The 26,633-nt window shown below is 46.4% G+C and carries 27 protein-coding genes; 21 read left to right on the forward strand and 6 right to left on the reverse strand.

The features are described 5' to 3' along the window. Positions 1 to 193: 193 nt before the first annotated feature. Entirely contained in the window at positions 194 to 1,447 is a 1,254-nt protein-coding gene (locus EX191_RS17255) for a valine--pyruvate transaminase (protein ID WP_114324064.1), read from the forward strand. Positions 1,448 to 1,530: 83 nt separating this feature from the next. Here the strand turns inward: EX191_RS17255 and EX191_RS17260 are convergent, their stop codons facing one another. The 6 genes from EX191_RS17260 to dnaA all read right to left on the reverse strand — a co-directional run bounded on the left by EX191_RS17260 (position 1,531) and on the right by dnaA (position 9,355). Further along, complete coding sequence (locus tag EX191_RS17260; protein ID WP_005394114.1) at positions 1,531 to 1,968, reverse strand: Hsp20 family protein; 438 nt, start codon at positions 1,966 to 1,968, stop codon at positions 1,531 to 1,533. Positions 1,969 to 2,501: 533 nt separating this feature from the next. Further along, entirely contained in the window at positions 2,502 to 2,918 is a 417-nt protein-coding gene (locus tag EX191_RS17265; protein WP_005394112.1) for a GreA/GreB family elongation factor, read from the reverse strand. 346 nt (positions 2,919 to 3,264) lie between these two features. Beyond that, on the reverse strand, positions 3,265 to 5,682 hold the full coding sequence (gyrB, locus tag EX191_RS17270; protein WP_005394109.1) for a DNA topoisomerase (ATP-hydrolyzing) subunit B: 2,418 nt from the start codon (positions 5,680 to 5,682) through the stop codon (positions 3,265 to 3,267). A gap of 13 nt (positions 5,683 to 5,695) precedes the next feature. Further along, the gene (recF, locus tag EX191_RS17275) at positions 5,696 to 6,775 is read right to left on the reverse strand and encodes a DNA replication/repair protein RecF (protein WP_005394107.1); all 1,080 of its coding nucleotides are present in this window, start codon (positions 6,773 to 6,775) and stop codon (positions 5,696 to 5,698) included. A 9-nt stretch (positions 6,776 to 6,784) separates the two neighbouring features. Next, positions 6,785 to 7,885, reverse strand: a complete 1,101-nt coding sequence (gene dnaN / locus EX191_RS17280) for a DNA polymerase III subunit beta (RefSeq protein WP_005394106.1) — start codon at positions 7,883 to 7,885, stop codon at positions 6,785 to 6,787. A 63-nt stretch (positions 7,886 to 7,948) separates the two neighbouring features. After that, positions 7,949 to 9,355 carry a chromosomal replication initiator protein DnaA gene (gene dnaA / locus EX191_RS17285; protein WP_005378835.1) on the reverse strand — a complete coding sequence of 469 codons (1,407 nt, stop codon included), beginning with the start codon at positions 9,353 to 9,355 and terminating at the stop codon, positions 7,949 to 7,951. A gap of 412 nt (positions 9,356 to 9,767) precedes the next feature. Here dnaA and EX191_RS17290 point away from each other — a divergent pair, with 412 nt between their 5' ends. The 20 genes from EX191_RS17290 (at position 9,768) to atpG (ending at position 26,613) form a co-directional block, all read left to right on the forward strand. Then, positions 9,768 to 10,514, forward strand: coding sequence for an amino acid ABC transporter substrate-binding protein (locus EX191_RS17290; RefSeq protein WP_193448140.1), 747 nt, complete (start codon positions 9,768 to 9,770; stop codon positions 10,512 to 10,514). A 114-nt stretch (positions 10,515 to 10,628) separates the two neighbouring features. Then, positions 10,629 to 11,300 carry an amino acid ABC transporter permease gene (locus EX191_RS17295; RefSeq protein ID WP_182037148.1) on the forward strand — a complete coding sequence of 224 codons (672 nt, stop codon included), beginning with the start codon at positions 10,629 to 10,631 and terminating at the stop codon, positions 11,298 to 11,300. Further along, complete coding sequence (locus EX191_RS17300; protein WP_193448141.1) at positions 11,297 to 12,034, forward strand: amino acid ABC transporter ATP-binding protein; 738 nt, start codon at positions 11,297 to 11,299, stop codon at positions 12,032 to 12,034. The genes EX191_RS17295 and EX191_RS17300 overlap by 4 nt, the downstream gene beginning before the upstream one ends. Before the next feature lie 242 nt (positions 12,035 to 12,276). Then, on the forward strand, positions 12,277 to 12,411 hold the full coding sequence (gene rpmH, locus EX191_RS17305; RefSeq protein WP_005378825.1) for a 50S ribosomal protein L34: 135 nt from the start codon (positions 12,277 to 12,279) through the stop codon (positions 12,409 to 12,411). Positions 12,412 to 12,457: 46 nt separating this feature from the next. After that, positions 12,458 to 12,781: a ribonuclease P protein component gene (gene rnpA, locus EX191_RS17310; RefSeq protein ID WP_005394102.1), complete on the forward strand. Its 324-nt coding sequence runs from the start codon at positions 12,458 to 12,460 to the stop codon at positions 12,779 to 12,781. After that, entirely contained in the window at positions 12,748 to 13,005 is a 258-nt protein-coding gene (gene yidD / locus EX191_RS17315; RefSeq protein WP_005378822.1) for a membrane protein insertion efficiency factor YidD, read from the forward strand. The genes rnpA and yidD overlap by 34 nt, the downstream gene beginning before the upstream one ends. A gap of 2 nt (positions 13,006 to 13,007) precedes the next feature. After that, the gene (gene yidC, locus EX191_RS17320; RefSeq protein WP_005383834.1) at positions 13,008 to 14,630 is read left to right on the forward strand and encodes a membrane protein insertase YidC; all 1,623 of its coding nucleotides are present in this window, start codon (positions 13,008 to 13,010) and stop codon (positions 14,628 to 14,630) included. Between the two features lie 117 nt (positions 14,631 to 14,747). Next, positions 14,748 to 16,109: a tRNA uridine-5-carboxymethylaminomethyl(34) synthesis GTPase MnmE gene (gene mnmE, locus EX191_RS17325; RefSeq protein WP_193448142.1), complete on the forward strand. Its 1,362-nt coding sequence runs from the start codon at positions 14,748 to 14,750 to the stop codon at positions 16,107 to 16,109. 100 nt (positions 16,110 to 16,209) lie between these two features. Beyond that, positions 16,210 to 16,644, forward strand: coding sequence for an FMN-binding protein MioC (mioC, locus tag EX191_RS17330; RefSeq protein ID WP_005394096.1), 435 nt, complete (start codon positions 16,210 to 16,212; stop codon positions 16,642 to 16,644). Between the two features lie 477 nt (positions 16,645 to 17,121). After that, entirely contained in the window at positions 17,122 to 19,017 is a 1,896-nt protein-coding gene (gene mnmG / locus EX191_RS17335) for a tRNA uridine-5-carboxymethylaminomethyl(34) synthesis enzyme MnmG (RefSeq protein WP_193448143.1), read from the forward strand. Beyond that, the gene (rsmG, locus tag EX191_RS17340; protein WP_005394093.1) at positions 19,017 to 19,652 is read left to right on the forward strand and encodes a 16S rRNA (guanine(527)-N(7))-methyltransferase RsmG; all 636 of its coding nucleotides are present in this window, start codon (positions 19,017 to 19,019) and stop codon (positions 19,650 to 19,652) included. The genes mnmG and rsmG overlap by 1 nt, the downstream gene beginning before the upstream one ends. A 10-nt stretch (positions 19,653 to 19,662) precedes the next feature. Beyond that, a complete protein-coding gene (locus EX191_RS17345; protein WP_005383838.1) occupies positions 19,663 to 20,436 on the forward strand; it encodes a ParA family protein in 774 nt (257 codons plus the stop codon). 24 nt (positions 20,437 to 20,460) lie between these two features. Then, positions 20,461 to 21,342 carry a ParB/RepB/Spo0J family partition protein gene (locus tag EX191_RS17350; RefSeq protein ID WP_164667034.1) on the forward strand — a complete coding sequence of 294 codons (882 nt, stop codon included), beginning with the start codon at positions 20,461 to 20,463 and terminating at the stop codon, positions 21,340 to 21,342. Positions 21,343 to 21,531: 189 nt separating this feature from the next. After that, positions 21,532 to 21,921, forward strand: coding sequence for a F0F1 ATP synthase subunit I (locus EX191_RS17355; RefSeq protein WP_005378921.1), 390 nt, complete (start codon positions 21,532 to 21,534; stop codon positions 21,919 to 21,921). An 8-nt stretch (positions 21,922 to 21,929) separates the two neighbouring features. Further along, positions 21,930 to 22,742, forward strand: coding sequence for a F0F1 ATP synthase subunit A (atpB, locus tag EX191_RS17360; protein WP_005378922.1), 813 nt, complete (start codon positions 21,930 to 21,932; stop codon positions 22,740 to 22,742). Positions 22,743 to 22,799: 57 nt separating this feature from the next. Beyond that, positions 22,800 to 23,054 (forward strand): F0F1 ATP synthase subunit C, encoded by a 255-nt coding sequence (gene atpE, locus EX191_RS17365; protein ID WP_002540812.1) that lies wholly within the window; start codon positions 22,800 to 22,802, stop codon positions 23,052 to 23,054. Positions 23,055 to 23,128: 74 nt separating this feature from the next. Then, positions 23,129 to 23,599: a F0F1 ATP synthase subunit B gene (gene atpF, locus EX191_RS17370; RefSeq protein WP_031780375.1), complete on the forward strand. Its 471-nt coding sequence runs from the start codon at positions 23,129 to 23,131 to the stop codon at positions 23,597 to 23,599. Positions 23,600 to 23,613: 14 nt separating this feature from the next. Then, the gene (gene atpH, locus EX191_RS17375) at positions 23,614 to 24,147 is read left to right on the forward strand and encodes a F0F1 ATP synthase subunit delta (protein WP_005394085.1); all 534 of its coding nucleotides are present in this window, start codon (positions 23,614 to 23,616) and stop codon (positions 24,145 to 24,147) included. A 13-nt stretch (positions 24,148 to 24,160) separates the two neighbouring features. Further along, on the forward strand, positions 24,161 to 25,702 hold the full coding sequence (gene atpA / locus EX191_RS17380; RefSeq protein WP_005394084.1) for a F0F1 ATP synthase subunit alpha: 1,542 nt from the start codon (positions 24,161 to 24,163) through the stop codon (positions 25,700 to 25,702). A gap of 44 nt (positions 25,703 to 25,746) precedes the next feature. Continuing rightward, complete coding sequence (gene atpG, locus EX191_RS17385) at positions 25,747 to 26,613, forward strand: F0F1 ATP synthase subunit gamma (protein WP_005394082.1); 867 nt, start codon at positions 25,747 to 25,749, stop codon at positions 26,611 to 26,613. Positions 26,614 to 26,633 lie beyond the last annotated feature (20 nt).

Consider the following 26,633-nt stretch of genomic DNA (forward strand, 5'->3'; position numbering starts at 1 on the left):
TTTCGCTTCCCTTTTTTATTCACTGCTCATATCCCCATCATCTGGTCTGATGACAAACTTTTTTCTTCTTCGAGTAAATTCACACTTTGCGTCGTAATAACATTAGGGTAAGGTCAAGTATTACTCTATAAGCTGATGTTTCATCAGCATTCAATACACATAAGCAATCACAATGAATTAGGTATCAGTCAGCATGCAGTTCTCAAAGTTTGGTGAAAAATTTAATCAGTATTCAGGTATCACGCAGTTAATGGACGATTTGAATGATGGTCTACGCACACCAGGTGCCATCATGCTCGGTGGAGGCAACCCAGCCGCCATTCCTGCCATGCTCGATTATTTTCACCAAGCCAGTGAGGAAATGCTCGCCAGTGGAGAGCTCGTCGCCGCCCTAGCCAACTACGATGGCCCACAGGGTAAAGATGCGTTCGTGAAAGCGCTGGCTCAGTTATTCCGTGAAACTTACGGTTGGGACATTTCAGAGAAGAACATCAGCCTAACTAACGGCAGCCAAAGTGGCTTCTTCTACTTGTTCAACTTACTCGCAGGTAAACAGCCTGACGGTTCGCATAAGAAGGTGCTACTGCCTATCGCGCCTGAGTACATCGGCTATGGTGATGCTGGCATTGATGAAGATATTTTTGTCTCTTACCACCCAGAAATCGAGCTGTTAGATAACGGATTGTTTAAATACCACGTCGATTTTGAACAGCTAACCGTCGACGATTCTGTTGCGGCAATCTGCGCATCTCGCCCAACCAACCCAACGGGTAACGTACTGACAGACGAAGAAGTGCGTAAACTGGACAAACTCGCACGTGAAAACAACATCCCACTGATCATCGATAACGCCTACGGCTTGCCGTTCCCGAACATCATCTTTGAAGATGTCGAACCGTTCTGGAATGAAAACACCATCTTGTGCATGAGCCTATCCAAACTTGGCTTGCCTGGCGTGCGTTGCGGGATTGTGATTGCGAGTGAAGAAATCACTCAAGCGTTAACCAATATGAACGGCATCATCAGCCTAGCACCAGGCAGTGTGGGTCCAGCGCTGGCAAACCACATCATCGCTAAAGGCGACCTGCTTAAACTGAGTTCAGAGGTGATTAAGCCGTTTTACAAGCAGAAGTCGCAACGTGCGGTTGAACTGCTGCAAGAAGCGATTACCGATGAGCGCTTCCGTATTCACAAACCGGAAGGCGCTATCTTCTTGTGGTTATGGTTTGATGAACTGCCAATAACAACAATGGAACTGTACCAACGCTTGAAAGCGCGTGGGGTATTGATAGTCCCGGGTGAATACTTCTTTATTGGCCAGAAAGACGAATGGGACCACGCTCATCAGTGCTTACGCATGAACTACGTTCAAGACGATGAGATGATGCAGAAAGGGATTGCGATTATCGCGGAAGAAGTTGAAAAGGCTTACCAACAAGGTCAGTAAAGCAAACTCCCACATCAAAGACACAAATTAAAAAGAGCGCCAACTGGCGCTCTTTCTCACTCTATAAGCAAATTACTTGCTGATTAGTTATTTTCTAGCAGGTTGTTGCTGCCGATAGCAATTTTACGTGGTTGCATTGCTTCTGGGATTTCACGAACCAAGTCAATGTGTAATAAGCCATTTTCCATTGATGCACCAGTCACTTTGACGTAATCCGCTAGCTGGAATTTACGTTCAAAGTCGCGCTCAGCAATGCCTTGGTACACGTAGTTTTTGCCTTCTTCTGCTTTGCGTTCGCCCTTCACAATCAACATGTTTTCGTTTTGAGTCAGATCGAGTTGGTCTTCAGAGAAGCCAGCAACTGCCATAGTAATACGGTAGTTATGCTCGTCTTTTTGCTCAATGTTGTACGGAGGGTAACCGCCAGAAGTATTTTTCGCTGTATTCGCTTCCATCAGGTTTAGCAGACGATCAAAGCCAATTGCATTACGGTATAGTGGTGAGAAATCTACGTTACGCATAAATCTATCCTCTTAATTAAGCAATAGTCTTAGTTCGGATGAACTTCATCCTACTGGCGTGTTTATGCAAAAACCGACGCCGAACTAAGAGATTCTTATCATTCCACTGGCCTTGGTTTGGCTCGGAGACATGATATTGAATCTAAAGGTTTAAGTTGTGTGCTAAAACGCCATATCCTCTTTTGAGCGATCTCGTTTTAGCGATTCCAGAGGGCTGTCTTCTAGTCTCTAGCAAGCCAGTCATCCTCTTCACAACTAGATATAAGGTCGTCAAAAATGACTTTCAAGGGAAAAAATAAAAAATTTTAAGTGCGCTCGCTATCTCCCCCAGAAAGGTCAGTTTACCCTCGCTTTGCGATCGGTATTAAAAAGCCCACCTTTCTGGTGGGCTCAATCTGCACTCTACTTACGGGAGGATTTACGCGCTTTTACAACGCTCTTTTCTGCCGCTTTTTCCTGTTTTAACTTACGCTTTTCTTTCAGACTCAACTGTGGTTGTTTCTTGTCTTTCTTACTCATGACTTCACCTCTATTTATTGGCACAACAGACAGCCACACAGCATTCTCTGCGCTGGTGGCTGCGATTGATGAACAATTTCAGTAATCACAAAGCAGCGTCGCTGATTAAAAATTTCCACTTCGAGCGCATCATTTTTAGCTCGACCTAACAATCGAGACCCCAAATAAGAATCGACCGCGAGCATACCTGTCATCGGTTGCCCCTTGCGCGAGCTAACTAACGTCATGCGATATTGATAGGCGCGTTCAACATCCACTAAGCGAACCGTGTCCCCAACCGCAATACGAGCTCGGTTACGGCAATGGGCCTGTTGCTCGCAGGTTTCAAATAGCGATAACAACCTTAGTGGTGATTGATAGGTTAAAAAGCGACTGGTTAACCACCAAGTTCGCAGCGCCAAACAGTACGCCGAGAACCAGCGTTCAAACATGATTATTTCCTTCTTAATGCCTTGTCTTACAAATAAATTCAGTGCATTGAACCGGAAGTGCATCACCTCCGGCTTAGTTCAGGAAAGTCATCACCATTTTCTCAACCTCCTTATTCATCAGCTCTTCAGCACTATAGCGAGCAGAAAAAAGAAAGCAAAAGCGCCCAAGCGAACAAAATGGCGAGAAAAAAAGAAAACAGAAATAAAATGGCAAGCTTGATCAGGTTATTGGCAATTAGCACCAGAAAAACCAAAGTCTTGGCAGAAAGTGGCGATTTTCATTGGTGGTTAAAACAAAAAAAAGCAGCGATTTCTCGCTGCTTTTTTCTATTAAGATAAGTTGTCGTTACACGTCTAAGTTCGCTACTTTCAGCGCGTTTTCTTCGATGAAGTTACGACGAGGTTCTACTTGGTCACCCATCAGTGTTGTGAACAATTGGTCTGCGCCTACCGCATCCTCAATCGTTACTTGCATCATGCGACGCGTTTCTGGGTCCATAGTCGTTTCCCACAGCTGATCTGGGTTCATCTCACCTAGACCTTTGTAACGCTGACGGCTCAGACCACGCATTGACTCTTTAACCAACCAATCAAGCGCTTCTGCAAAGCTTGCTACTGGCATCGTACGCTCACCACGTTTGATGTACGCACCTTCTTCCAGAAGCCCATCCAGTGCTTCTGATAGATCAGCCAACTTGCCGTACTCTTTCGAGTTTAGGAAGTCGATGCTAATTGCATGTTCGTGCGTCACGCCGTGAGTACGAACCACGATCTTAGGCAAGTTTAAGCCTAGTTCTTCGTGCTGTTCAACTTCGTAGCTGTATTGGCTCGCACCCACTTCTTTCGCATTCAGCTGCTCAATAAGCTGCTTCGTCCACGCTTCAACAACTGATGCGTCATGGCATTGCTCAGGAGTTAGACGAGGAGTGTAAATCAGCTCGTTTACCAAAGCACTTGGGTAACGACGGCTCATACGTTCCGCCAGTTTAATACCCGCATTGTACTGTTGAACAAGCTTCTCTAGTGCTTCACCTGCCAATGCTGGTGCTTCTGCGTTTACGTGTAGCGATGCATTATCCAGAGCCAATGATACTTGGTATTGGTTCATCGCTTCTTCGTCTTTGATGTACTGCTCTTGTTTGCCTTTTTTCACTTTGTAAAGTGGTGGCTGAGCGATGTACACGTAACCACGCTCGATAAGCTCTGGCATTTGACGGTAGAAGAAGGTCAATAGTAGCGTACGGATGTGCGAACCATCGACATCGGCATCGGTCATGATGATGATGTTGTGGTAACGCAGCTTGTCCGGGTTGTACTCGTCACGACCGATACCACAACCAAGTGCCGTGATCAGAGTAGCCACTTCTTGCGAAGACAGCATCTTGTCGAAACGTGCTTTTTCTACGTTAAGAATCTTACCTTTTAGCGGTAGGATGGCCTGATTCTTACGGTTACGGCCTTGTTTTGCGGAGCCGCCTGCCGAATCACCCTCCACTATGTATAGTTCAGAGAGTGCCGGATCTTTTTCCTGACAGTCTGCAAGTTTACCTGGAAGGCCAGCCAGGTCTAGTGCACCTTTACGGCGCGTCATTTCACGAGCTTTACGCGCTGCTTCACGTGCACGTGCTGCATCGATGATTTTCGAACAAACCATCTTCGCTTCTGTCGGGTTCTCAATCAGGAACTCAGACAGTTTTTCACCCATTGCAGACTCAACAGCTGATTTCACTTCAGAAGAAACCAGTTTGTCTTTAGTTTGGCTTGAGAACTTAGGATCTGGCACTTTCACCGAAACAACCGCAGTTAGACCTTCACGCGCATCGTCGCCTGAAGTCGCTGTTTTCGCTTTCTTCGAGAAACCTTCTTTATCCATAAAGCTGTTCAATGTACGTGTTAGCGCAGCACGGAAACCAGCAAGGTGAGTACCACCATCACGCTGTGGGATATTGTTGGTAAAGCAGAAGATATTCTCTTGGAAACCATCGTTCCATTGCATCGCCACTTCAACTGAAATGCCGTCTTCACGCTCAGAGTTAAAGTGGAAGATTTTTTCGATGATTGGCGTTTTGTTGGTGTTTAGGTGATCAACGAACGCTTGAATACCACCTTCATACATGAAGTGATCATGTTTGTCCGCTTCACGTTCATCAACCAATTTGATCGACACACCAGAGTTCAGGAATGACAGTTCACGCAGGCGTTTCGCCAGAATGTCATAGTGAAACTCAGTGTTAGAGAACGTCTCGGCACTTGGCCAGAAACGAATTTGTGTACCGGTTTTATCCGTATCACCCACAACGGCTAGTGGCGCTTGAGGCTCACCATGGCGGTAGGTTTGCGTATGGATATGGCCACCACGATGAATCGTCAGCTCAACTTTCTCAGATAGAGCGTTTACCACTGAAACACCTACCCCGTGAAGACCACCCGATACTTTGTATGAGTTATCGTCGAACTTACCACCCGCGTGAAGTACCGTCATGATTACTTCTGCTGCAGATACATTTTCCTCTGAGTGGATTTCTGTTGGAATGCCACGACCATCATCGCTAACGGAAACCGAGTTATCCTCATGAATTGTCACAACGATGTCTTTACAGTGACCTGCCAACGCTTCATCAATTGAGTTATCCACCACCTCGAAAACCATGTGGTGAAGGCCGGTGCCGTCGTCCGTATCGCCGATGTACATTCCTGGACGCTTACGTACCGCATCCAGACCCTTCAGTACCTTAATACTCGATGAATCGTAATTTTCAGACATGAGTTTCTCTCTTCTAGTTTGACTCTATCCTGCCATGTTCCACATGAAACAATTTACCGTTATCGTCCAACATATCGGCGATTTGGCTTTCAGTGATAGAGCTTACAAATACTTGTGCGCCCGTCTCTTTTAAGCAGTCAGCAAGACGCTTGCGACGTTGGCTATCTAATTCCGACGCAAAGTCGTCAATTAGGTAAATGCATTGTTTACCGGTCATCTCTGTCAGGTGTTGCCCTTGCGCGACACGCAATGCACACACCATGAGTTTTAATTGACCGCGTGACAGAACATCTTCAACGGGCGTTCCGTTCACTTTAATGCGCAAATCAGCTTTGTTTGGGCCACTAAAGGTGTATCCCAATGCCTGATCACGCTCAAAATTCTTTTCTAGTATCTCGTGGTATGGGGTGTCTTTATCCCAGCCACGATAATACTTCAATTGGATCTCAAATTCTGGCAAAAATGTCTGACAGATAGTTTCTGCGACGGTTTTCATCTGTTCGATGTAACTTGCTCGCCATTGGCTGATGTTTTCAGCCAACCCTGCCATTTCCTGATCCCAATAACTGAGTTCACGATAACTATTGGCGGTTTTCAACAACGCGTTGCGCTGCTTGTTCAGGCGCTTGAACCTTCCCCATGCTTGATAAAAAGCGGGCTCGGTATGAAACACGCCCCAGTCAATAAACGCACGACGATGTTTAGGGCCATCTGTCAGTAAATCAAACCCTTCTGGGTGTATCAACTGCAGAGGCAGAACTTGTGCCAACTGCGCTAATTTTTGTCCAGATTGACCGCCTATTTTAACCTCTGTTGAGCCATCACGCTGCTTATTAATGCCGATAGGTAGCTCAAATTGATCCGAGTTCAAAAAACGACCATGAACAAACAGTTCGTCACACTCATTTTGTATCACTCGTCCGGTGAGAGAACTCTTGAATGAGCGGCCATGCCCGAGCAGGTAAACCGCTTCTAAGACACTGGTTTTACCGCTGCCGTTCGGCCCGATAAGAAAGTTAAAGCCTGCTGATAACTCAATATCACAGGCTTTAATGTTTCGAAACTGCTGAATGATGAGACGAGAAAGAGGCATTCAGTTGGCTTATAGACGAATTGGCATCACCACGTACATGGCACTGTCATCGTCGGCATTTTCAATCAATGCGCTAGCGTTAGCATCCGACATCGACACACGTACATTTTCACAACGCAACGTGTTCAGAACATCAAGCACATAGCTTACGTTAAAGCCGATTTCGATGGCGTCACCTTCAAAGGTCACATCAAGCATCTCTTCCGCTTCTTCTTGTTCTGGGTTATTCGCGGTTATGCGCATTTCAGTATCAGCCAGATTCACACGCACGCCACGGAATTTTTCGTTGGAAAGAATCGCAGCACGAGAGAAGGCTTGGCGCAACTCGTCACAACTTGCTATTAGGGTCTTATTGGTGCTCTGAGGCAAGACGCGGCGGTAGTCAGGGAAACGACCATCAACCAACTTGGAGGTAAAAGTAAAGTTATTCACCTCAGCACGAACATTGGAGCTACCGATCTGAAGTACTACAGGTTGCTCTGGCGCGTCCATCAACTTCACTAATTCTTGCACACCTTTGCGTGGCACGATGATTTGCTTCTGCGCAAAATCCGCACCCAGCTGAGTTTGCGATACCGCCATACGGTGGCCGTCCGTCGCCACGCTGCGTAGCGTGGTACCGTCAATTTCAAACAACATGCCGTTGAGGTAGTAACGAACGTCTTGATTCGCCATCGAGAACTGAGTTTTGTCGATCAGCGTACGTAGATCGGCTTGGCTCAGTGATACTTCCACTTCACTTTGCCAATCTTCAATATTAGGGAAATCGTTCGCAGGAAGCGTTGCCAATGAGAAACGGCTGCGACCAGAGCGAACTTGTACGCGATCACCTTCTAATACAAATGTGATGATCGCATCGTCCGGTAAACCACGGCAGATATCGAGAAACTTACGCGAAGGAACGGTAATGCTGCCCGCTTCAAAATCACCTTCTAGCGTCACTTTGCTTACTAACTCTACTTCAAGATCGGTTGCCGTCATCGACAATACGTTCTCTTCTACTTTAAGAAGTAGGTTACCCAGGATTGGCAGAGTTGGTCGGCCACCTAAAGCGCCCGAAACCTGCTGTAGCGGTTTGATTAAATGACTACGTTCAATGGTAAATTTCATGCTTGGCTCTTTACGCTGTCAGCTCAATAAATGATTTGCTTAGAATACCGTTATTCTAACCGATTACGAGGACAGGGTGCGAATCAAGTTAGAGTAATCTTCTTTAATATCGTGGCTCTCTTCACGCAGCTGCTCAATCTTGCGACACGCATGAAGTACGGTCGTATGATCGCGGCCACCAAACGCATCACCAATTTCAGGCAGGCTGTGGTTGGTTAGCTCTTTTGCTAACGCCATGGCCAACTGACGAGGACGCGCTACAGAACGAGAGCGACGTTTGGACAGCAAGTCAGCCACTTTTATCTTGTAGTATTCCGCCACCGTCTTTTGAATGTTGTCGATAGTTACCAGCTTCTCTTGCAGAGCGAGCAGATCGCGCAGCGCTTCACGAACAAAATCAATCGTAATTGGGCGGCCAGTAAAGTTCGCGTTAGCGATAACGCGGTTCAGTGCACCTTCTAGCTCACGAACGTTCGAACGCAGACGCTTGGCAATAAAGAATGCCACTTCATCAGCAAGGTGGATTTGGTGATCTTCGGCTTTTTTCATCAAGATCGCCACACGCGTTTCAAGCTCAGGCGGCTCGATCGCAACAGTAAGACCCCAACCAAAGCGAGATTTAAGACGATCTTCAACGCCATTAATCTCTTTAGGATAACGGTCAGACGTTAAGATGATCTGCTGGTTACCTTCCAATAGTGCGTTGAAGGTATGGAAGAATTCTTCTTGCGAACGTTCTTTATTAGCAAAGAATTGGATGTCATCGATAAGGAGTGCATCCACACTGCGGTAGTAGCGTTTGAATTCTTCAATCGCATTGTTTTGCAGCGCTTTTACCATGTCTTGCACAAAACGCTCTGAGTGCATGTAGACCACTTTCGCGTTCGGGTTGTTATCCACAATCGCGTTACCCACCGCATGCAATAAGTGGGTTTTACCCAAACCCGTGCCGCCGTATAGGAATAGTGGGTTGTAAGCTGCACCTGGGTTATCCGATACCTGACGCGCCGCAGCCAAACCCAGTTGGTTCGACTTACCTTCAACAAAGTTGTCGAACTTGTGTTTTGGGTTCATGTTTGAGCGGTGATTGATCGCCGCAATCGCTTGAGCGTCGTCATCCCAGGTTTTGTGTACTGGCTTACGCGCCTGTAATTGCGCAGGCGCAGATGACTCGGCAGCCACATCTGCAGGCGTACGTGTCGGCGCTGGTTTTGGAGCAGAGACAGGTCGACTCCCCACTTCAAAGCGTAAGTTAGGAATATCGCCACCGCAGTATTCCTGCAGTAAGCGAGTAATATTGTTCAGATACTTATCACGCACCCAGTCCAACACAAAGCGGTTTGGCGCGAATAGAGTGAGAGTATTGTCATTGAGCTCCGCTTGTAGCGGACGAACCCACATGCTGAATTCTGTAGCTGGTAGCTCTTCTTGAAGCTGCTGCAAACATTGCAGCCAAAGCGAAGATGACACGGTGCCCCCACTGAGTAATTGAATTATCGGAAAAGACTGGCAATTTTACCTGTTGATAACCAAGATCGCCAGCGATTGATCGACGATCCAGTGAATAAGATCCAAGTTATTCACAATTATTTCTGCAAACTTGATGAGATCAACACACCTTGCCCCAAATTTGCCCACACAACGATCCACAATTGGGCAAAATTCACAAGATCGAGCGATTGGTGATAAGTCTGTGTATTATTTTATTCCCAATGCTGATTTTGTCGATCATTTCGCTAGGTTCAGTTCGCATTTTCGTCACATTTAACATTCTTCTTCTATTATCTAATAACTCACAGGTCTAGGTTATTGCTCTTGGTTATTTATTTAATTGAGCTAACTAACAGTAGTATTTCCAACCATAAAATTATGGAGATGTATTATGAAAAACTGGATTAAGGTTGCCGTTGCAGCCATTGCACTGTCGGCAGCAACCGTACAAGCCGCTACTGAAGTCAAAGTTGGTATGTCAGGTCGCTACTTCCCGTTTACTTTTGTAAAGCAAGATAAGCCACAAGGCTTTGAAGTCGACATGTGGGATGAAATCGGCAAACGCAACGATTACAAAATCGAATACGTAACCGCTAACTTCTCTGGTTTATTTGGTCTGCTAGAAACCGGTCGCATCGATACGATCTCCAACCAAATCACCATGACTGATGAGCGTAAAGCCAAATACCTATTTGCTGACCCTTACGTTGTAGATGGCGCACAAATTACCGTGCGTAAAGGCAACGACAGCATCAAAGGTGTTGACGATCTTGCGGGCAAAACCGTTGCTGTGAATCTAGGATCCAACTTCGAGCAACTGCTTCGTCAGTACGACAAAGATGGCAAGATCAACATCAAAACGTACGACACTGGTATCGAACATGATGTGGCACTCGGTCGTGCAGATGCATTTGTAATGGATCGTCTTTCTGCATTAGAGCTGATTAAGAAAACCGGTCTTCCTCTGGAATTGGCGGGCGAACCGTTTGAGACCATTCAAAACGCATGGCCTTTCGTGGACAACGAGAAAGGTCGTAAGCTGCAAGAAGAAGTAAACAAAGCACTGGCTGAGATGCGCGCAGATGGTACAGTAGAGAAAATTTCCGTGAAGTGGTTTGGCGCTGACATCACGAAATAAGAACTCTTTGTACTTTAAGCCGCAAAGTGGTATCACTCTCGGACTAAAATAAACTTACGTAAAGGTGGAACTTGTTTTCCACCTTTTCTTTTCTCTAGCCTTTAGGTAAGCCGTATGGGATTTGACTTTAATTACATGTTGGAACTGCTGCCGATATTGCTGAAATATCTTGGCACTACCATGGAAATGGCGACGTGGGGATTGGTGTTTTCACTGATTTTATCCGTCATTTTAGCCAATATTCGCGTATTTAAACTGCCAGTTCTGGATCAATTAAGCCAACTGTACATCAGCTTCTTCCGTGGCACCCCTCTCTTAGTTCAGCTTTTCCTGCTTTATTACGGCTTACCACAAATTTTCCCATTGATGGTGGGTATCGACGCCTTCTCAGCAGCGGTGATCGGTTTAACGCTGCACTTTGCCGCTTATATGGCGGAAAGCATTCGTGCCGCCATTATTGGTATTGATCGCAGCCAGATGGAAGCCAGCTTATCGGTGGGTATGACGACATCCCAGGCGATGCGCCGCGTCATTTTGCCTCAAGCAACGCGTGTGGCGCTGCCTTCACTGATGAACTATTTCATCGATATGATCAAGTCAACGTCTCTCGCCTTTACGCTTGGTGTGGCTGAAATCATGGCGAAAGCACAGATGGAAGCCTCATCAAGCTTCCGTTTCTTTGAGGCTTTCCTTGCGGTTGCTCTTATTTACTGGGGTGTGGTGGTGGTTCTGACTCGCGTACAAATCTGGGCAGAAGCAAAACTGAATAAGGCGTACGTACGATGATCAAATTAGAAAATATTCACAAACGTTTTGGTGAGACTGAAGTGCTGAAAGGCATTGATCTCGATATTCAGCAAGGTGAGATCATTGTGATTATCGGTTCAAGTGGCACGGGTAAATCAACCTTGCTGCGTACGGTGAACTTTCTAGAACAGGCAGATGAAGGTCGTATCACGATAGATGACGTCTCTGTTGATACTCAAAAACACACAAAAGCCGAAGTATTAGCGCTGCGTCGTCGAACTGGCTTTGTGTTCCAAAACTATGCCCTGTTTGCCCATATGAATGCGCGCCAGAATATTGCCGAAGGTCTAGTGACCGTTCGAGGATGGAAAAAAGCCGATGCTCTCAAACGAGCGCAACAAATTCTGGATGACATAGGCCTTGGGGATAAAGGCGATAGTTATCCAGCGGCATTGTCTGGCGGCCAGCAACAACGTGTGGGTATCGGCCGAGCGATGGCGCTGCAACCAGAACTGCTGTTATTTGACGAACCAACTTCGGCGTTGGATCCGGAATGGGTTGGAGAAGTTCTCTCATTAATGAAGAAGTTAGCTAATCAGCATCAAACCATGCTGGTGGTGACGCACGAGATGCAATTCGCGAAAGAAGTCGCTGATAGAGTGATCTTCATGGCAGAAGGCAATATCGTTGAGCAAGGTTCTCCACAGGATATCTTCGATAATCCACAAGATCCTCGTTTGAAAAAATTCCTTAACCAAGTAGGAATGGAGTAACGATCAAGCATCAGGATCGATTGATCCTTGAGATTTTACTCACACTACGTATAATCGCCCGGCCGGAATTTCGTACTCATTGAGTCATTGACACATTATGTGAGTGTGATTACAATTCCGCCTCTTTGTTGAGAGGCGTCGGTTGTCCTTCTCTATATAAAGAGCTTCTTTATATAAGAAAGCAAATACCCACGCCGGGTTTAACAAGAACCTAAAACTACTGATCAGTAAAGGTAATTATCATGAAACGCACTTTTCAACCTACAGTTCTAAAGCGCAAGCGTACTCACGGCTTCCGTGCTCGCATGGCAACTAAGAACGGTCGTAAAGTTATCAACGCACGTCGTGCAAAAGGCCGTGCGCGCCTATCAAAATAATCGCTAGTTTATTTTGAACACGTACGCGTTTAATCGGGAGTTACGTTTGTTAACTCCCGAGCATTATCAAAACGTCTTCCAGCAAGCTCATCGAGCTGGCTCGCCTCATTTCACCATCATTGCTCGCAATAACAAACTTTCTCATCCACGATTAGGTTTAGCGGTTCCCAAAAAGCAAATCAAAACGGCTGTCGGTCGTAACCGATTTAAGCGTTTGGCTCGTGAAAGCTTTCGTAACAATCAACATCAGCTTCCAAACAAAGATTTTGTTGTGATTGCGAAGAAAAGCGCGCAAGATTTAAGCAATGAGGAAATTTTTAAGTTGTTTGATAAGCTATGGCAACGCCTGTCTCGCCCTTCACGTGGATAGCCATTGGGCTCGTTTATCTGTATCGCTGGTTTATCAGCCCTTTGATTGGTCCTCGTTGCCGGTTCACACCAACCTGTTCCACTTACGCGCTAGAAGCTTTGAGAGCTCACGGTTTTGTAAAAGGATGTTGGTTATCAGGCAAACGTCTATTAAAATGCCACCCTTTGAATGAAGGGGGGTATGACCCCGTTCCACCAGTCCAAAAACAAGACAGAGATAACTAACGATGGATTCTCAACGTAATATCCTGCTCATCGGTTTGGCCCTGGTTTCTTTTTTGCTGTTTCAACAATGGCAAGTAGCAAAGAATCCAGAACCTCAAGCAGTTGAACAGGCTCAATCAAGCAGCACTCTACCTGCACCATCTTTTGCTGATGAACTTGACCCAGTTCCTGGCCAACAGCAAGCTTCTGCAAAAACTATCACAGTAACGACTGATGTTTTAACTCTGTCGATCGACACCGTTGGTGGCGATGTGGTACATGCCAACCTTAACGAATACTCTGCTGAGTTAGATTCATCAGATTCCTTTGTTCTGCTTAAAGACGCTCAAGGTCACCAATTTATCGCTCAAAGCGGTCTAGTGGGTCCTCAAGGTATCGACTTGAGCAGCACAAACCGCCCTCACTACAACGTAAGTGCAGACAGCTTCACAATGGCTGACGGTCAAGATGAACTTCGCGTTCCGATGACATTCACTGCAAACGGCATCGAATACACCAAAACTTACATCTTTAAACGCGGCAGCTACGCGCTTAACGTTGAATACGATGTAGTAAACAACTCAGGCAATAACGCAACATTTGGTATGTACGCTCACCTACGTCAAAACTTAATGGACGATGGTGGTAGCATCACAATGCCTACTTACCGTGGTGGCGCATACTCAACAGAAGATACGCGTTACAAGAAGTACAGCTTTGATGATATGCAGGATCGCAACCTGTCTCTTAACCTAGCCGATGGCCAAGGTTGGGCAGCAATGATTCAGCACTACTTTGCCGCAGCTTGGATCCCACGTAACGAACCAGGTACTAACCTATACACTCGTGTAATTGGCAATCTAGGCGATATCGGCGTTCGTATGCCGAACAAAACTATCGCAACAGGCGATCAGGCTAAGTTTGAAGCAACACTTTGGGTTGGTCCAAAACTGCAAGATGAAATGGCAGAAGTGGCGCCTAACCTAGACCTAGTAGTGGACTACGGCTGGTTATGGTTCATTGCGAAGCCTCTTCATATGTTGCTTTCATTCATCCAGAGCTTTGTTGGTAACTGGGGTGTGGCAATCATCTGTCTGACCTTCATCGTTCGTGGTGCAATGTACCCACTAACAAAAGCGCAATACACGTCTATGGCGAAAATGCGTATGCTTCAGCCTAAGCTGCAAGCTATGCGTGAGCGCATCGGTGATGACCGTCAGCGTATGAGCCAAGAAATGATGGAACTGTACAAGAAAGAGAAAGTAAACCCACTAGGTGGCTGTTTACCTCTTATCCTACAGATGCCTATCTTCATCGCGCTATACTGGGCGCTAATGGAATCGGTAGAGCTTCGTCACTCACCATTCTTTGGTTGGATTCACGACTTGTCAGCGCAGGACCCTTACTACATCCTGCCGCTATTGATGGGTGCGTCTATGTTCCTAATCCAGAAGATGAGCCCGACAACGGTAACGGATCCAATGCAGCAGAAGATCATGACCTTTATGCCGGTTATGTTTACCTTCTTCTTCTTGTTCTTCCCATCAGGTCTCGTTCTGTACTGGTTGGTGTCGAACATCGTAACGCTTATCCAGCAAACTCTGATCTACAAAGGGTTAGAGAAAAAAGGCTTACACAGCAAGTAACCTTTTAGGAAATGATTGAGAAAGGCGGCCAAAAGGTCGCCTTTTTGTTTTTGGCTGATTACAATTCAGCTAACTAAAGTTATGGCTCAATTTGAGCCCAGCTCAAAAGGCAAAATTATGACTACAGATACGATTGTCGCTCAAGCGACCGCGCCTGGTCGTGGCGGTGTCGGTATTATTCGAGTATCAGGCCCTAAAGCCAACCAAGTGGCGTTAGAAGTCACGGGTAAGACACTAAAGCCCCGCTATGCAGAGTACCTGCCGTTTAAGTCAGAAGGTGGCACTGTGCTTGATCAGGGCATCGCTCTGTACTTCCCTAACCCGCACTCATTTACAGGTGAAGACGTACTTGAGCTGCAAGGCCATGGCGGCCCCGTCGTGATGGATATGCTGATAAAACGCATTCTAGGTATTGATGGTATTCGAGCAGCTCGCCCTGGTGAGTTCTCTGAACGCGCGTTCCTGAACGATAAACTCGACCTCGCTCAAGCAGAAGCAATTGCAGACCTTATTGATGCAAGTTCTGAAGAAGCAGCAAAATCGGCGCTGCAATCCTTACAGGGAGCCTTTTCAGGGCGCATTAATACCTTAGTTGAGTCGCTGATTCATTTGCGTATCTATGTTGAGGCAGCCATCGACTTCCCAGAAGAAGAGATCGACTTTCTGGCCGACGGCAAAGTGGCTGGTGACCTACAAGCCATCATCGACAACCTAGATGCGGTGCGTAAAGAAGCCAACCAAGGCGCGATCATGCGTGAAGGGATGAAAGTCGTGATTGCGGGTCGTCCAAATGCGGGCAAATCAAGCCTACTGAACGCGCTATCAGGCAAAGAGTCTGCAATCGTAACCGACATCGCAGGTACCACGCGTGACGTCCTGCGCGAGCATATCCACATTGATGGTATGCCACTGCACATCATTGATACAGCAGGTTTGCGTGATGCCTCCGACGAAGTCGAGAAAATCGGTATCGAGCGCGCGTGGGATGAAATAGCTCAAGCAGACCGCGTCTTGTTCATGGTGGATGGCACGACAACCGATGCCACCGATCCGAAAGATATCTGGCCAGACTTTGTGGATCGCCTACCCGACAATATCGGCATAACCGTGATCCGAAACAAAGCGGATCAAACGGGTGAAGAAATGGGGATCTGCCACGTCAATAACCCTACCCTCATCCGCTTGTCAGCGAAAACTGGTGCAGGGGTTGAAGCTCTGCGTGAACACCTAAAAGAATGCATGGGCTTCTCAGGCAACAGTGAGGGTGGCTTTATGGCTCGCCGCCGTCACCTCGATGCGTTGGAACGCGCCGCACAGCACCTTCAAATAGGCCAGGAACAGCTTGAAGGCTATATGGCTGGTGAGATACTGGCAGAAGAGCTGCGCATCACCCAGCAGCATCTCAACGAGATTACCGGCGAGTTCAGTTCTGACGACTTACTGGGCCGAATCTTCTCTTCATTCTGTATCGGGAAGTAAATAATCGAACGCGCGGTGCTGAGCTTAACTCACACCGCGTTTCTTTTTGTACGGCAAGCCATCCATGAGCTTTAGCCGTCGCATTCAATAAGGAAGAAGTATGATCCACATTATTACAGGCAGCACGCTAGGTGGCGCAGAATACGTAGGGGATCACCTGAGTGATCTACTCAACGAGAATGGATTTGAAACAACGATCCACAACCAGCCGTCCCTCGATGAGATCGAAAATCAAGGAACGTGGTTGGTGATCACCTCAACCCATGGGGCTGGTGAGTACCCTGATAATATTCAACCTTTTATCGCGGCATTACAAAATACCCCGCCGAAAATGACCGACGTAAAGTTCGCAGTGATTGCGATTGGTGATTCAAGCTATGATACGTTCTGCGCCGCTGGTCAACACGCTTATGATTTACTAGAGGACATTGGTGCCACACCGCTCGCTGATTGTCTTAAGATTGATGTACTGAGCCATGCAGTACCCGAAGACGCCGCTGAGGCATGGTTAAAAGAGAATATCGAACGCTTTTAAGCTCCCCGCTTTCCCTTCAACAGAGTCGAAATTCGGCTCTGTTTTCCCCAATGTGAATAACTCCCGTCAAATTATTTTGTTTAACTGCTCAAAAACCAACCAAACGAGTTGTGGATAACTACGATAAGATCCAGTGGTTTTCCTTTAGTTATCCCAATAACAACTTTGATCAATTTCACCCCCTGTGTATAACTACCACTTTTGATCCCAGGTAATCCTCGATCTGATCCAATCATGATCACAAGATATGATCCAAAGAAGATCCATGATCTTGTTGATCATTTTTAGGTTATCCACAGAAATGGTCGATCCTAATAGTAGATCTAATAAAAGATCATATATATAGATCTTATATATATTTATCTTGAAGCTTAAAACGGATAAAACGAGAAAACGTTTTTCTCTGTGGCATAAAGCAGGTAAAATACTGCTCCTTTATCTGTCCATTAAATCCCTTTGAATACCTGAGGTCAGTTCATGCTTTATCACGAAAACTTTGACGTCATTGTTGTCGGTGGCGGACACGCAGGAACGGAAGCCGCGCTCGCATCTGCACGCACAGGACAAAAAACGCTTCTCCTTACCCATAACATCGATACATTAGGCCAGATGTCTTGTAACCCGGCGATTGGTGGTATTGGTAAAGGTCACTTAGTAAAAGAAGTGGATGCTATGGGCGGTTTGATGGCTGAAGCCATCGACCATGCAGGTATTCAATTCCGTACACTAAATGCCTCCAAAGGTCCTGCAGTTCGAGCGACTCGAGCTCAAGCGGATCGTGCTCTGTACAAAGCGTACGTCCGTAACGCATTAGAAAATGCACCTAACTTAACGCTGTTCCAGCAGTCAGTGGATGATCTGATTGTTGAGCAAGACCGCGCGGTTGGCGTGGTGACTCAAATGGGACTTCGCTTCCATGCGAAAGCCGTCGTACTAACGGTAGGTACGTTCCTTGGTGGTAAGATCCACATTGGCATGGAGAGCTCTTCAGGCGGACGTGCAGGGGATCCACCGTCGATCGCATTAGCGGATCGATTACGTGAACTGCCATTCCGTGTGGATCGTTTAAAAACGGGTACCCCACCGCGCATTGATGCTCGCACTGTTGATTTTTCAATGCTTGAAGCTCAGCACGGTGATAACCCTACCCCTGTATTTTCATTCATGGGTAAACGCGAACAACACCCGCGTCAGATCCCATGTTTTATTACGCACACCAATGAGCAAACGCACGACGTGATCCGTAGCAACTTGGATCGCAGTCCGATGTACGCGGGTGTGATTGAAGGTATTGGTCCGCGTTACTGCCCGTCGATTGAAGACAAAGTGATGCGTTTTGCGGATAAAAATAGCCACCAAATCTTCATTGAGCCAGAAGGTTTAACGACGCACGAGCTATACCCTAACGGTATCTCGACTAGCTTGCCATTTGATGTGCAAGTACAAATCGTTCGCTCAATGAAAGGCTTTGAAAATGCGCATATCGTTCGTCCTGGTTATGCGATTGAATACGATTTCTTCGATCCACGTGATTTGAAGCAAACGTACGAAACCAAGTTTATTCATGGTCTGTTCTTTGCTGGTCAGATTAATGGTACGACTGGCTACGAAGAAGCCGCAGCGCAAGGCTTGATGGCCGGTCTAAACGCAAGCTTGTACAGCCAAGACAAAGAAGGCTGGAGCCCACGTCGTGACCAAGCTTACATGGGCGTATTGATTGATGATTTATCGACCATGGGTACGAAAGAACCGTACCGCATGTTCACTTCTCGTGCGGAATACCGCTTGTTGCTACGTGAAGATAACGCCGATTTACGTTTAACGGAAAAAGCACGCGAGTTAGGCTTGATTGACGATGTTCGTTGGGCTCGCTTTAACGAGAAAATCAATAACATGGAAACGGAACGTCAGCGTTTGAAATCAACGTGGATGAATCCGAAATCAGAAGGCGTTGATGAGCTGAACAAGCTGCTGAAAACCCCAATGGCACGTGAAGCGAGTGGTGAGGATCTTCTGCGTCGTCCAGAGATCACTTATTCGCAACTGACGCAACTTGAAGCGTTTGCTCCTGCACTTGAAGATCAGCAAGCGGCTGAGCAAGTTGAAATTCAAGTAAAATACGATGGTTACATCAAGCGTCAGCAGGAAGAGATCGAAAAATCACTACGTCACGAAAATACCAAGTTACCTGCTGATTTGGATTACCGCGATGTAAAAGGTTTATCAAACGAAGTCGTTGCTAAACTGAGTGAAGCCAAACCAGAGAGCATCGGTATTGCATCGCGCATTTCTGGTATTACGCCTGCTGCAATTTCTATTCTACTTGTTCACTTGAAAAAGCATGGTTTGCTGAAGAAAGGTGAGGAAGAATAATGAGCGCATTGCGAACAAAACTGGATTCACTGATCGCGAAAACCGATTTAGAAGTGTCAGAGCAACAAAGAGAGCAATTGGTCGGTTACGTCGAACTGCTCGACAAATGGAACAAAGCGTACAACTTAACGTCGGTGCGCGATCCGCTTGATATGTTAGTGAAACATATTCTTGATAGCATCGTGGTGAGCACACACCTGCCCGGTGAGCGCTTCATTGATGTTGGTACTGGTCCGGGTTTACCGGGCATACCTTTGGCAATCATGAACCCTGAGAAGACCTTCTTCTTGCTCGACAGTCTTGGCAAACGCATCCGTTTTATCAAGCAGGTCGTGCACACATTAGGGCTGAAAAACGTGACACCAATTCAAAGTCGCGTCGAAGAATTCCAACCTGAAGAAAAATTTGATGGCGTTTTGAGTCGAGCTTTTGCTTCAATGACAGACATGGTGGAATGGTGCCACCATTTGCCGAAACAAGAGCATGGGGTGTTTCTAGCGCTGAAAGGACAGCACCCTAAAGATGAAATGGATCAGCTTCCTGAATGGTGCAGTGTGACAGAGATCATATCTTTAGCTGTTCCTGAGTTGGAAGGTGATCGTCATCTAGTAATCTTATCGCGCAAGGAAAATTAGCGAGGTAATCGTGGGTAAAATTGTAGCAATCGCCAACCAGAAAGGTGGGGTCGGCAAAACAACAACGTGCATTAACTTAGCGGCTTCGATGGCGGCAACAAAGCGCAAGGTTTTGGTGATCGATCTCGACCCGCAAGGCAATGCTACGATGGCCAGTGGCGTGGATAAATATATGGTCGATGCCACCGCATACGATCTTTTGGTCGAAGATACACCGTTCGATCAAGTCGTTTGTACCCAAACCACAGGGAAGTATGATTTGATCGCGGCGAACGGAGACGTAACCGCGGCAGAGATCAAATTGATGGAAGTGTTCGCTCGCGAAGTGCGTTTAAAAAATGCATTGTCGTCAGTTCGCGATAACTATGATTTCATCTTTATTGATTGTCCTCCTTCTCTAAACCTTCTTACAATCAATGCGATGGCGGCAGCTGATTCTGTGCTGGTGCCGATGCAATGTGAATACTTTGCGTTAGAAGGTTTAACTGCTCTTATGGACACAATCAGCAAGTTAGCGGCTGTGGTTAATGAAAACCTCAAAATCGAAGGTTTACTGCGTACTATGTACGACCCGCGCAACCGCCTATCGAATGAAGTGTCCGATCAACTTAAAAAACACTTTGGCAATAAAGTTTACCGTACCGTCATTCCGCGTAATGTGCGTTTGGCCGAAGCGCCAAGTCACGGTAAACCAGCGATGTACTACGATAAGTACTCTGCAGGGGCCAAAGCGTATCTTGCTCTAGCGGGCGAAATGCTCCGCCGCGAAGAAATCCCAGTTTAACTCTAACCTAAGGAATTCAATCCCATGTCTAAGCGTGGTCTCGGAAAAGGACTGGATGCATTATTGTCGACCAGTTCGTTTGCTCGTGAAAAACAGCATATTGCATCGCATAGCCAAGAATTATCGGCAGACGGTGAGTTAACCGACTTAGCGATTGGTCAATTGCAACCGGGCGTATACCAACCGCGTAAAGATATGGCGCCTGAAGCGCTAGAAGAATTAGCGGCTTCGATTCAGTCACAAGGCATTATTCAGCCAATCGTGGTTCGCCAGGTTGAAAGCGGCCAGTTTGAGATCATTGCTGGTGAGCGCCGCTGGCGTGCGGCAAGGCAGGCTGGTTTAAAACGCGTGCCGTGTTTGGTGAAGAAGGTCGAAGATCGCGCGGCGATTGCCATGGCGTTGATTGAGAACATTCAACGTGAAGACTTGAATGTGATTGAAGAAGCGCAAGCGCTTGAGCGCTTACAAGACGAATTTACGCTTACGCATCAACAAGTCGCAGAAGTGATTGGTAAGTCGAGAACGACGGTCAGTAACTTGTTACGTTTAAATCAGCTTGAGTCCGATGTGAAAAGCTTGGTTGCGGATAAATTGCTAGAAATGGGTCATGCGCGAGCGCTATTGGCCTTGCAGGGTGAACAGCAGGTTGAGGTTGCTCAACAAGTCGCGAAAAAGCAAATGACTGTTCGCCAAACCGAACAGTTAGTAAAAAAGTGCTTAGCCCCACAAAATGAGCAAAAAGGGCAACAAGAAGATACCGAAGCTGAGCAAATGTCGCATAAATTGAGTCAGCTGCTTGATGCAAAAGTTTCTCTGACCCGTTCTGCAAACGGAAAAGCGAAATTGACGATAAGTATTGATGAGCCTCACAAATTGGACCAACTAATTGCCAAGCTTGAGGCCTAGATGAGATAATTGATTTAGGTCAATTAATCTAATTAATCGAATTTTGTGCGAAAGTTGTCGTTTTGTAAACAAAACTGTAAGTTTTTGATGCAATCGAATTGCTTTACGTTGAACTGAACGTATAATTTTCGCCAATTTCCCAGCACAGAGAGTTTAGTGCGAAGTGGATATTACTAGAGGTACGAATACATGGTAGCTGCGTTAGCTAGACCAGGACGAGAGCTCGCAAGGCAATTGTTAATGATCCAGTCTGGCGCGGTTATTTTTGTGGCAGCAGGAATGGCGGTAGCCATAAATCCTGACTGGGGATTTTCAGCGCTGATTGGCGGAGGCATTTTTGTTGTTGCCAATGCAGTATTCGCGCTGTGTGCTTTCATGTTTAGTGGGGCTCGCGCTGCCAAGCGCATCGCGGCTTCCTTCTATACGGGTGAAGTACTGAAAATTCTCATCACGGTTGCACTGTTCTATGTTGCCTACATGTATATGCAGGTGGAACTTGTTCCCCTCAAACTAACCTATTTGCTGGTACTAGGTATTAATATCTGTGCACCAGTGCTATTCATTAACAACAAAAAATAGGATGAGTTATGGCTGCGCCAGGTGAAGCGCTAACATCGTCCGGTTACATTGCCCACCACCTTTCTAACCTATCGCTGTATAAGTTGGGTTTAGTAGGGTCGGAGACAAGTTTCTGGAACGTACATATCGATAGCCTGTTTTTTTCTTGGTTTACTGGTTTAATCTTCCTCGGAATTTTTTACAAAGTAGCGAAGAGAACAACAGCGGGTGTACCGGGTAAGCTTCAGTGTGCTGTAGAAATGATCGTTGAATTTGTCGCCGATAACGTCAAAGACACGTTCCATGGACGCAACCCACTGATCGCGCCTTTAGCACTGACTATCTTTTGTTGGGTATTTTTGATGAACGTGATGGACTTAGTTCCTATCGACTTCTTACCGTACCCAGCAGAACATTGGCTAGGTATCCCTTACCTTAAGGTTGTACCGTCTGCTGATGTGAATATCACCATGGCTATGGCTCTAGGCGTTTTTGCATTGATGATTTACTACAGCATCAAAGTGAAAGGTCTAGGTGGATTCGCAAAAGAACTTGCACTACATCCATTCAATCACCCACTTATGATTCCGTTTAACCTACTGATTGAAGTGGTATCGCTATTGGCGAAACCTCTATCACTTGGTATGCGTCTATTCGGTAACATGTTCGCGGGTGAGGTTGTATTCATTCTTTGTGCGGCAATGCTACCATGGTACTTACAATGGATGGGTTCACTACCGTGGGCAATCTTCCATATCTTGGTTATTACGATTCAAGCCTTCGTATTCATGATGTTGACAATTGTTTACCTGTCAATGGCACACGAAGATCCTGATCATTAATTTTTTTAAAGCTTTTTATTTGGGCACTAAGCCAACAACTATAAATTGGAGATAGTAATGGAAACTTTACTGAGCTTTTCTGCAATCGCCGTAGGTATTATCGTCGGTCTTGCTTCTCTTGGTACAGCGATTGGTTTCGCACTGCTAGGTGGTAAATTCCTAGAAGGTGCTGCACGTCAACCAGAAATGGCTCCTATGCTACAAGTTAAGATGTTCATCATCGCGGGTCTACTTGATGCGGTTCCAATGATCGGTATCGTAATCGCGCTACTATTCACTTTCGCAAACCCATTCGTTGGTCAACTAGGTTAATCACCTTTAACTCGGGACGAGCGATTAGCGCTTGTCACTGATTAACACTAAGTCCAAATAGAGGGGTAGCTGTTGTGAACATAAACGCAACTCTGCTAGGTCAAGCAATCTCGTTTGCACTATTTGTGTGGTTCTGCATGAAGTATGTATGGCCACCATTGATGAAAGCGATCGAAGAGCGTCAGAAGAAAATTGCTGATGGCCTTCAAGCAGCAGAACGTGCTGCGAAAGACTTGGATCTAGCACAAGCCAACGCTTCTGATCAATTGAAAGAAGCGAAGCGCACAGCAACTGAGATCATCGAACAAGCGAACAAGCGCAAGTCTCAAATTCTTGATGAAGCTCGCGAGGAAGCTCAGGCAGAACGCCAGAAAATCCTAGCGCAAGCAGAAGCAGAACTTGAAGCTGAACGCAATCGTGCGCGCGATGACCTGCGCAAACAAGTTGCTACTCTGGCTGTAGCTGGTGCTGAGAAAATCCTTGAGCGTTCTATCGATAAAGATGCGCAAAAAGATATTCTCGACAACATTACTGCAAAACTTTAAGTCTGGGGGCGCATATGTCTGATTTGACTACTATCGCACGCCCCTATGCTAAAGCAGCCTTCGACTTTGCTTTAGAGAAAGACCAGTTGGACCAATGGGGCCAAATGTTATCTTTTGCTGCTGAAGTGGCCAAAAACGAACAAATGAACGAACTTCTAACCGGTTCGGTTTCTGCTGATAAAATGGCAGAGATTTTTGTTGCAGTTTGCGGCGAACAAGTTGATACGCACGGTCAAAACCTTTTGAAGGTGATGGCTGAGAATGGTCGTTTAGCGGCCCTTCCTGATGTTTGCACAGAGTTTTACACTCTGAAGAAAGAGCATGAGAAAGAAATCGATGTTGAAGTCATTTCAGCAACAGAACTTTCTGATGAGCAACTTGCAAACATTGGCAGCAAACTTGAAAAGCGTCTTGAACGCAAAGTGAAGCTGAATTGCAGTGTAGATGAGACCCTACTTGGTGGGGTTATTATTCGAGCCGGAGACCTAGTCATCGATGACTCAGCGCGTGGTCGTTTGAACCGCCTGAGCGATGCATTGCAGTCTTAATGGGGATTGGAGCATGCAACTTAATTCCACGGAAATTAGCGATCTAATCAAACAACGTATCGAATCTTTCGAAGTTGTTAGTGAAGCTCGCAACGAGGGTACTATCGTATCGGTAAGCGATGGTATCATCCGCATCCACGGCCTAGCGGACGTGATGCAAGGTGAAATGATTGAATTACCGGGTGGCCGTTATGCACTGGCACTTAACCTTGAGCGTGACTCGGTTGGTGCGGTTGTAATGGGCCCATATGCTGACCTTAAGGAAGGCATGAAAGTTACAGGTACTGGCCGCATTCTTGAAGTGCCAGTTGGTCCAGAACTACTAGGCCGCGTAGTAAACACGCTGGGTGAGCCTATCGATGGTAAAGGTCCAATCGAAGCGAAAATGACTTCGCCTGTAGAAGTGATCGCACCAGGTGTAATCGACCGTAAATCGGTAGACCAACCTGTGCAAACTGGTTATAAGTCAGTTGACTCAATGATCCCTATCGGTCGTGGTCAGCGTGAGCTTATCATCGGTGACCGTCAGATTGGTAAAACAGCACTGGCGATCGACGCGATCATCAACCAGAAAGACTCTGGTATTTTCTCTATCTACGTAGCAATTGGTCAGAAAGCATCGACTATCGCTAACGTAGTTCGCAAACTAGAAGAGCACGGCGCACTACAAAACACGATCGTTGTAGTTGCATCAGCTTCTGAATCTGCAGCGCTGCAATACCTAGCGCCATACGCAGGTTGTGCGATGGGTGAATACTTCCGCGATCGCGGTGAAGACGCACTGATTGTTTACGATGACCTATCTAAGCAAGCGGTAGCTTACCGTCAGATCTCTCTACTACTTAAACGTCCACCAGGCCGTGAGGCATTCCCAGGTGACGTATTCTACTTACACTCGCGTCTACTAGAGCGTGCAGCTCGTGTAAACGAAGAGTACGTAGAGCGTTTCACTAACGGTGAAGTGAAAGGTAAGACTGGTTCATTGACTGCTCTTCCTATCATCGAAACTCAAGCAGGTGACGTTTCAGCATTCGTACCGACTAACGTAATCTCGATTACCGATGGTCAGATCTTCCTACAAACTGAGCTATTCAACGCCGGTGTTCGTCCAGCGGTTGACCCAGGTATCTCAGTATCTCGTGTAGGTGGTTCAGCTCAGACGAAAATCATCAAGAAACTATCAGGTGGTATCCGTACAGCACTAGCTGCATACCGCGAACTAGCAGCATTTGCTCAGTTCTCTTCTGACCTTGATGAAGCAACGAAGAAACAGCTAGACCATGGTCAAAAAGTAACAGAACTAATGAAGCAGAAGCAGTACGCTCCAATGTCTGTATTTGACCAAGCTCTAACTATCTTCGCGGCAGAGCGCGGTTACCTTGATGATGTAGAACTTAACAAAGTTCTAGATTTCGAGGCGGCTCTACTATCGTACGCTCGCGGTCAATACGCTGAACTAGCAGCTGAGATCGACAAGTCTGGCGCTTACAACGATGAAATCGAAGCTCAGTTGAAGAAACTGACTGACGACTTCAAAGCAACCCAAACTTGGTAATTAGGTCGGTGGCAGTTTCTGCCACCAACTAACGGAGAGTAACGATGGCCGGCGCAAAAGAGATACGTAATAAAATCGGTAGTGTTAAAAGCACGCAGAAAATTACGAAAGCGATGGAAATGGTAGCAGCTTCAAAAATGCGTCGTTCTCAAGATGCAATGGAAGCTTCTCGTCCATACGCTGAAACAATGCGTAAAGTGATCGGTCATGTGGCTAACGCAAACCTAGAGTACCGTCATCCGTACCTAGAAGAGCGTGAAGCTAAACGTGTTGGTTACATCATCGTTTCGACAGACCGTGGTCTGTGTGGTGGTTTGAACATTAACGTGTTCAAAAAAGCCGTTACAGACATGCAAGCATGGAGAGAGAAAGGTGCTGAGATTGAGCTTGCCGTTGTTGGCTCAAAAGCAACAGCTTTCTTTAAACATGGTGGCGCAAAAGTTGCGGCACAGGTTTCTGGCCTGGGTGATAACCCAAGCTTAGAAGACCTAATCGGTTCTGTTGGCGTAATGCTGAAGAAATACGATGAAGGTGAACTGGACCGTCTATACGTAGTATTCAACAAGTTTGTAAATACTATGGTTCAGCAACCAACGATCGATCAATTGCTACCTTTGCCTAAATCGGACAGCGAAGAGATGCAGCGTGAGCACTCATGGGACTACATCTATGAGCCTGAGCCAAAACCTCTACTGGATACGCTACTAGTGCGTTACGTAGAGTCTCAGGTATACCAAGGTGTGGTTGAGAACCTTGCTTGTGAACAAGCGGCTCGAATGATTGCGATGAAGGCTGCAACGGATAACGCAACCAACTTGATTGACGATTTGGAACTTGTGTACAACAAAGCCCGTCAGGCTGCGATCACACAAGAACTATCGGAAATCGTTGGTGGTGCAGCTGCGGTTTAAGCTTAGGTAAAACGAAATAG

The sequence above is a fragment of the Vibrio chemaguriensis genome, assembly GCF_012275705.1.
Lineage (GTDB): Bacteria > Pseudomonadota > Gammaproteobacteria > Enterobacterales > Vibrionaceae > Vibrio > Vibrio diabolicus.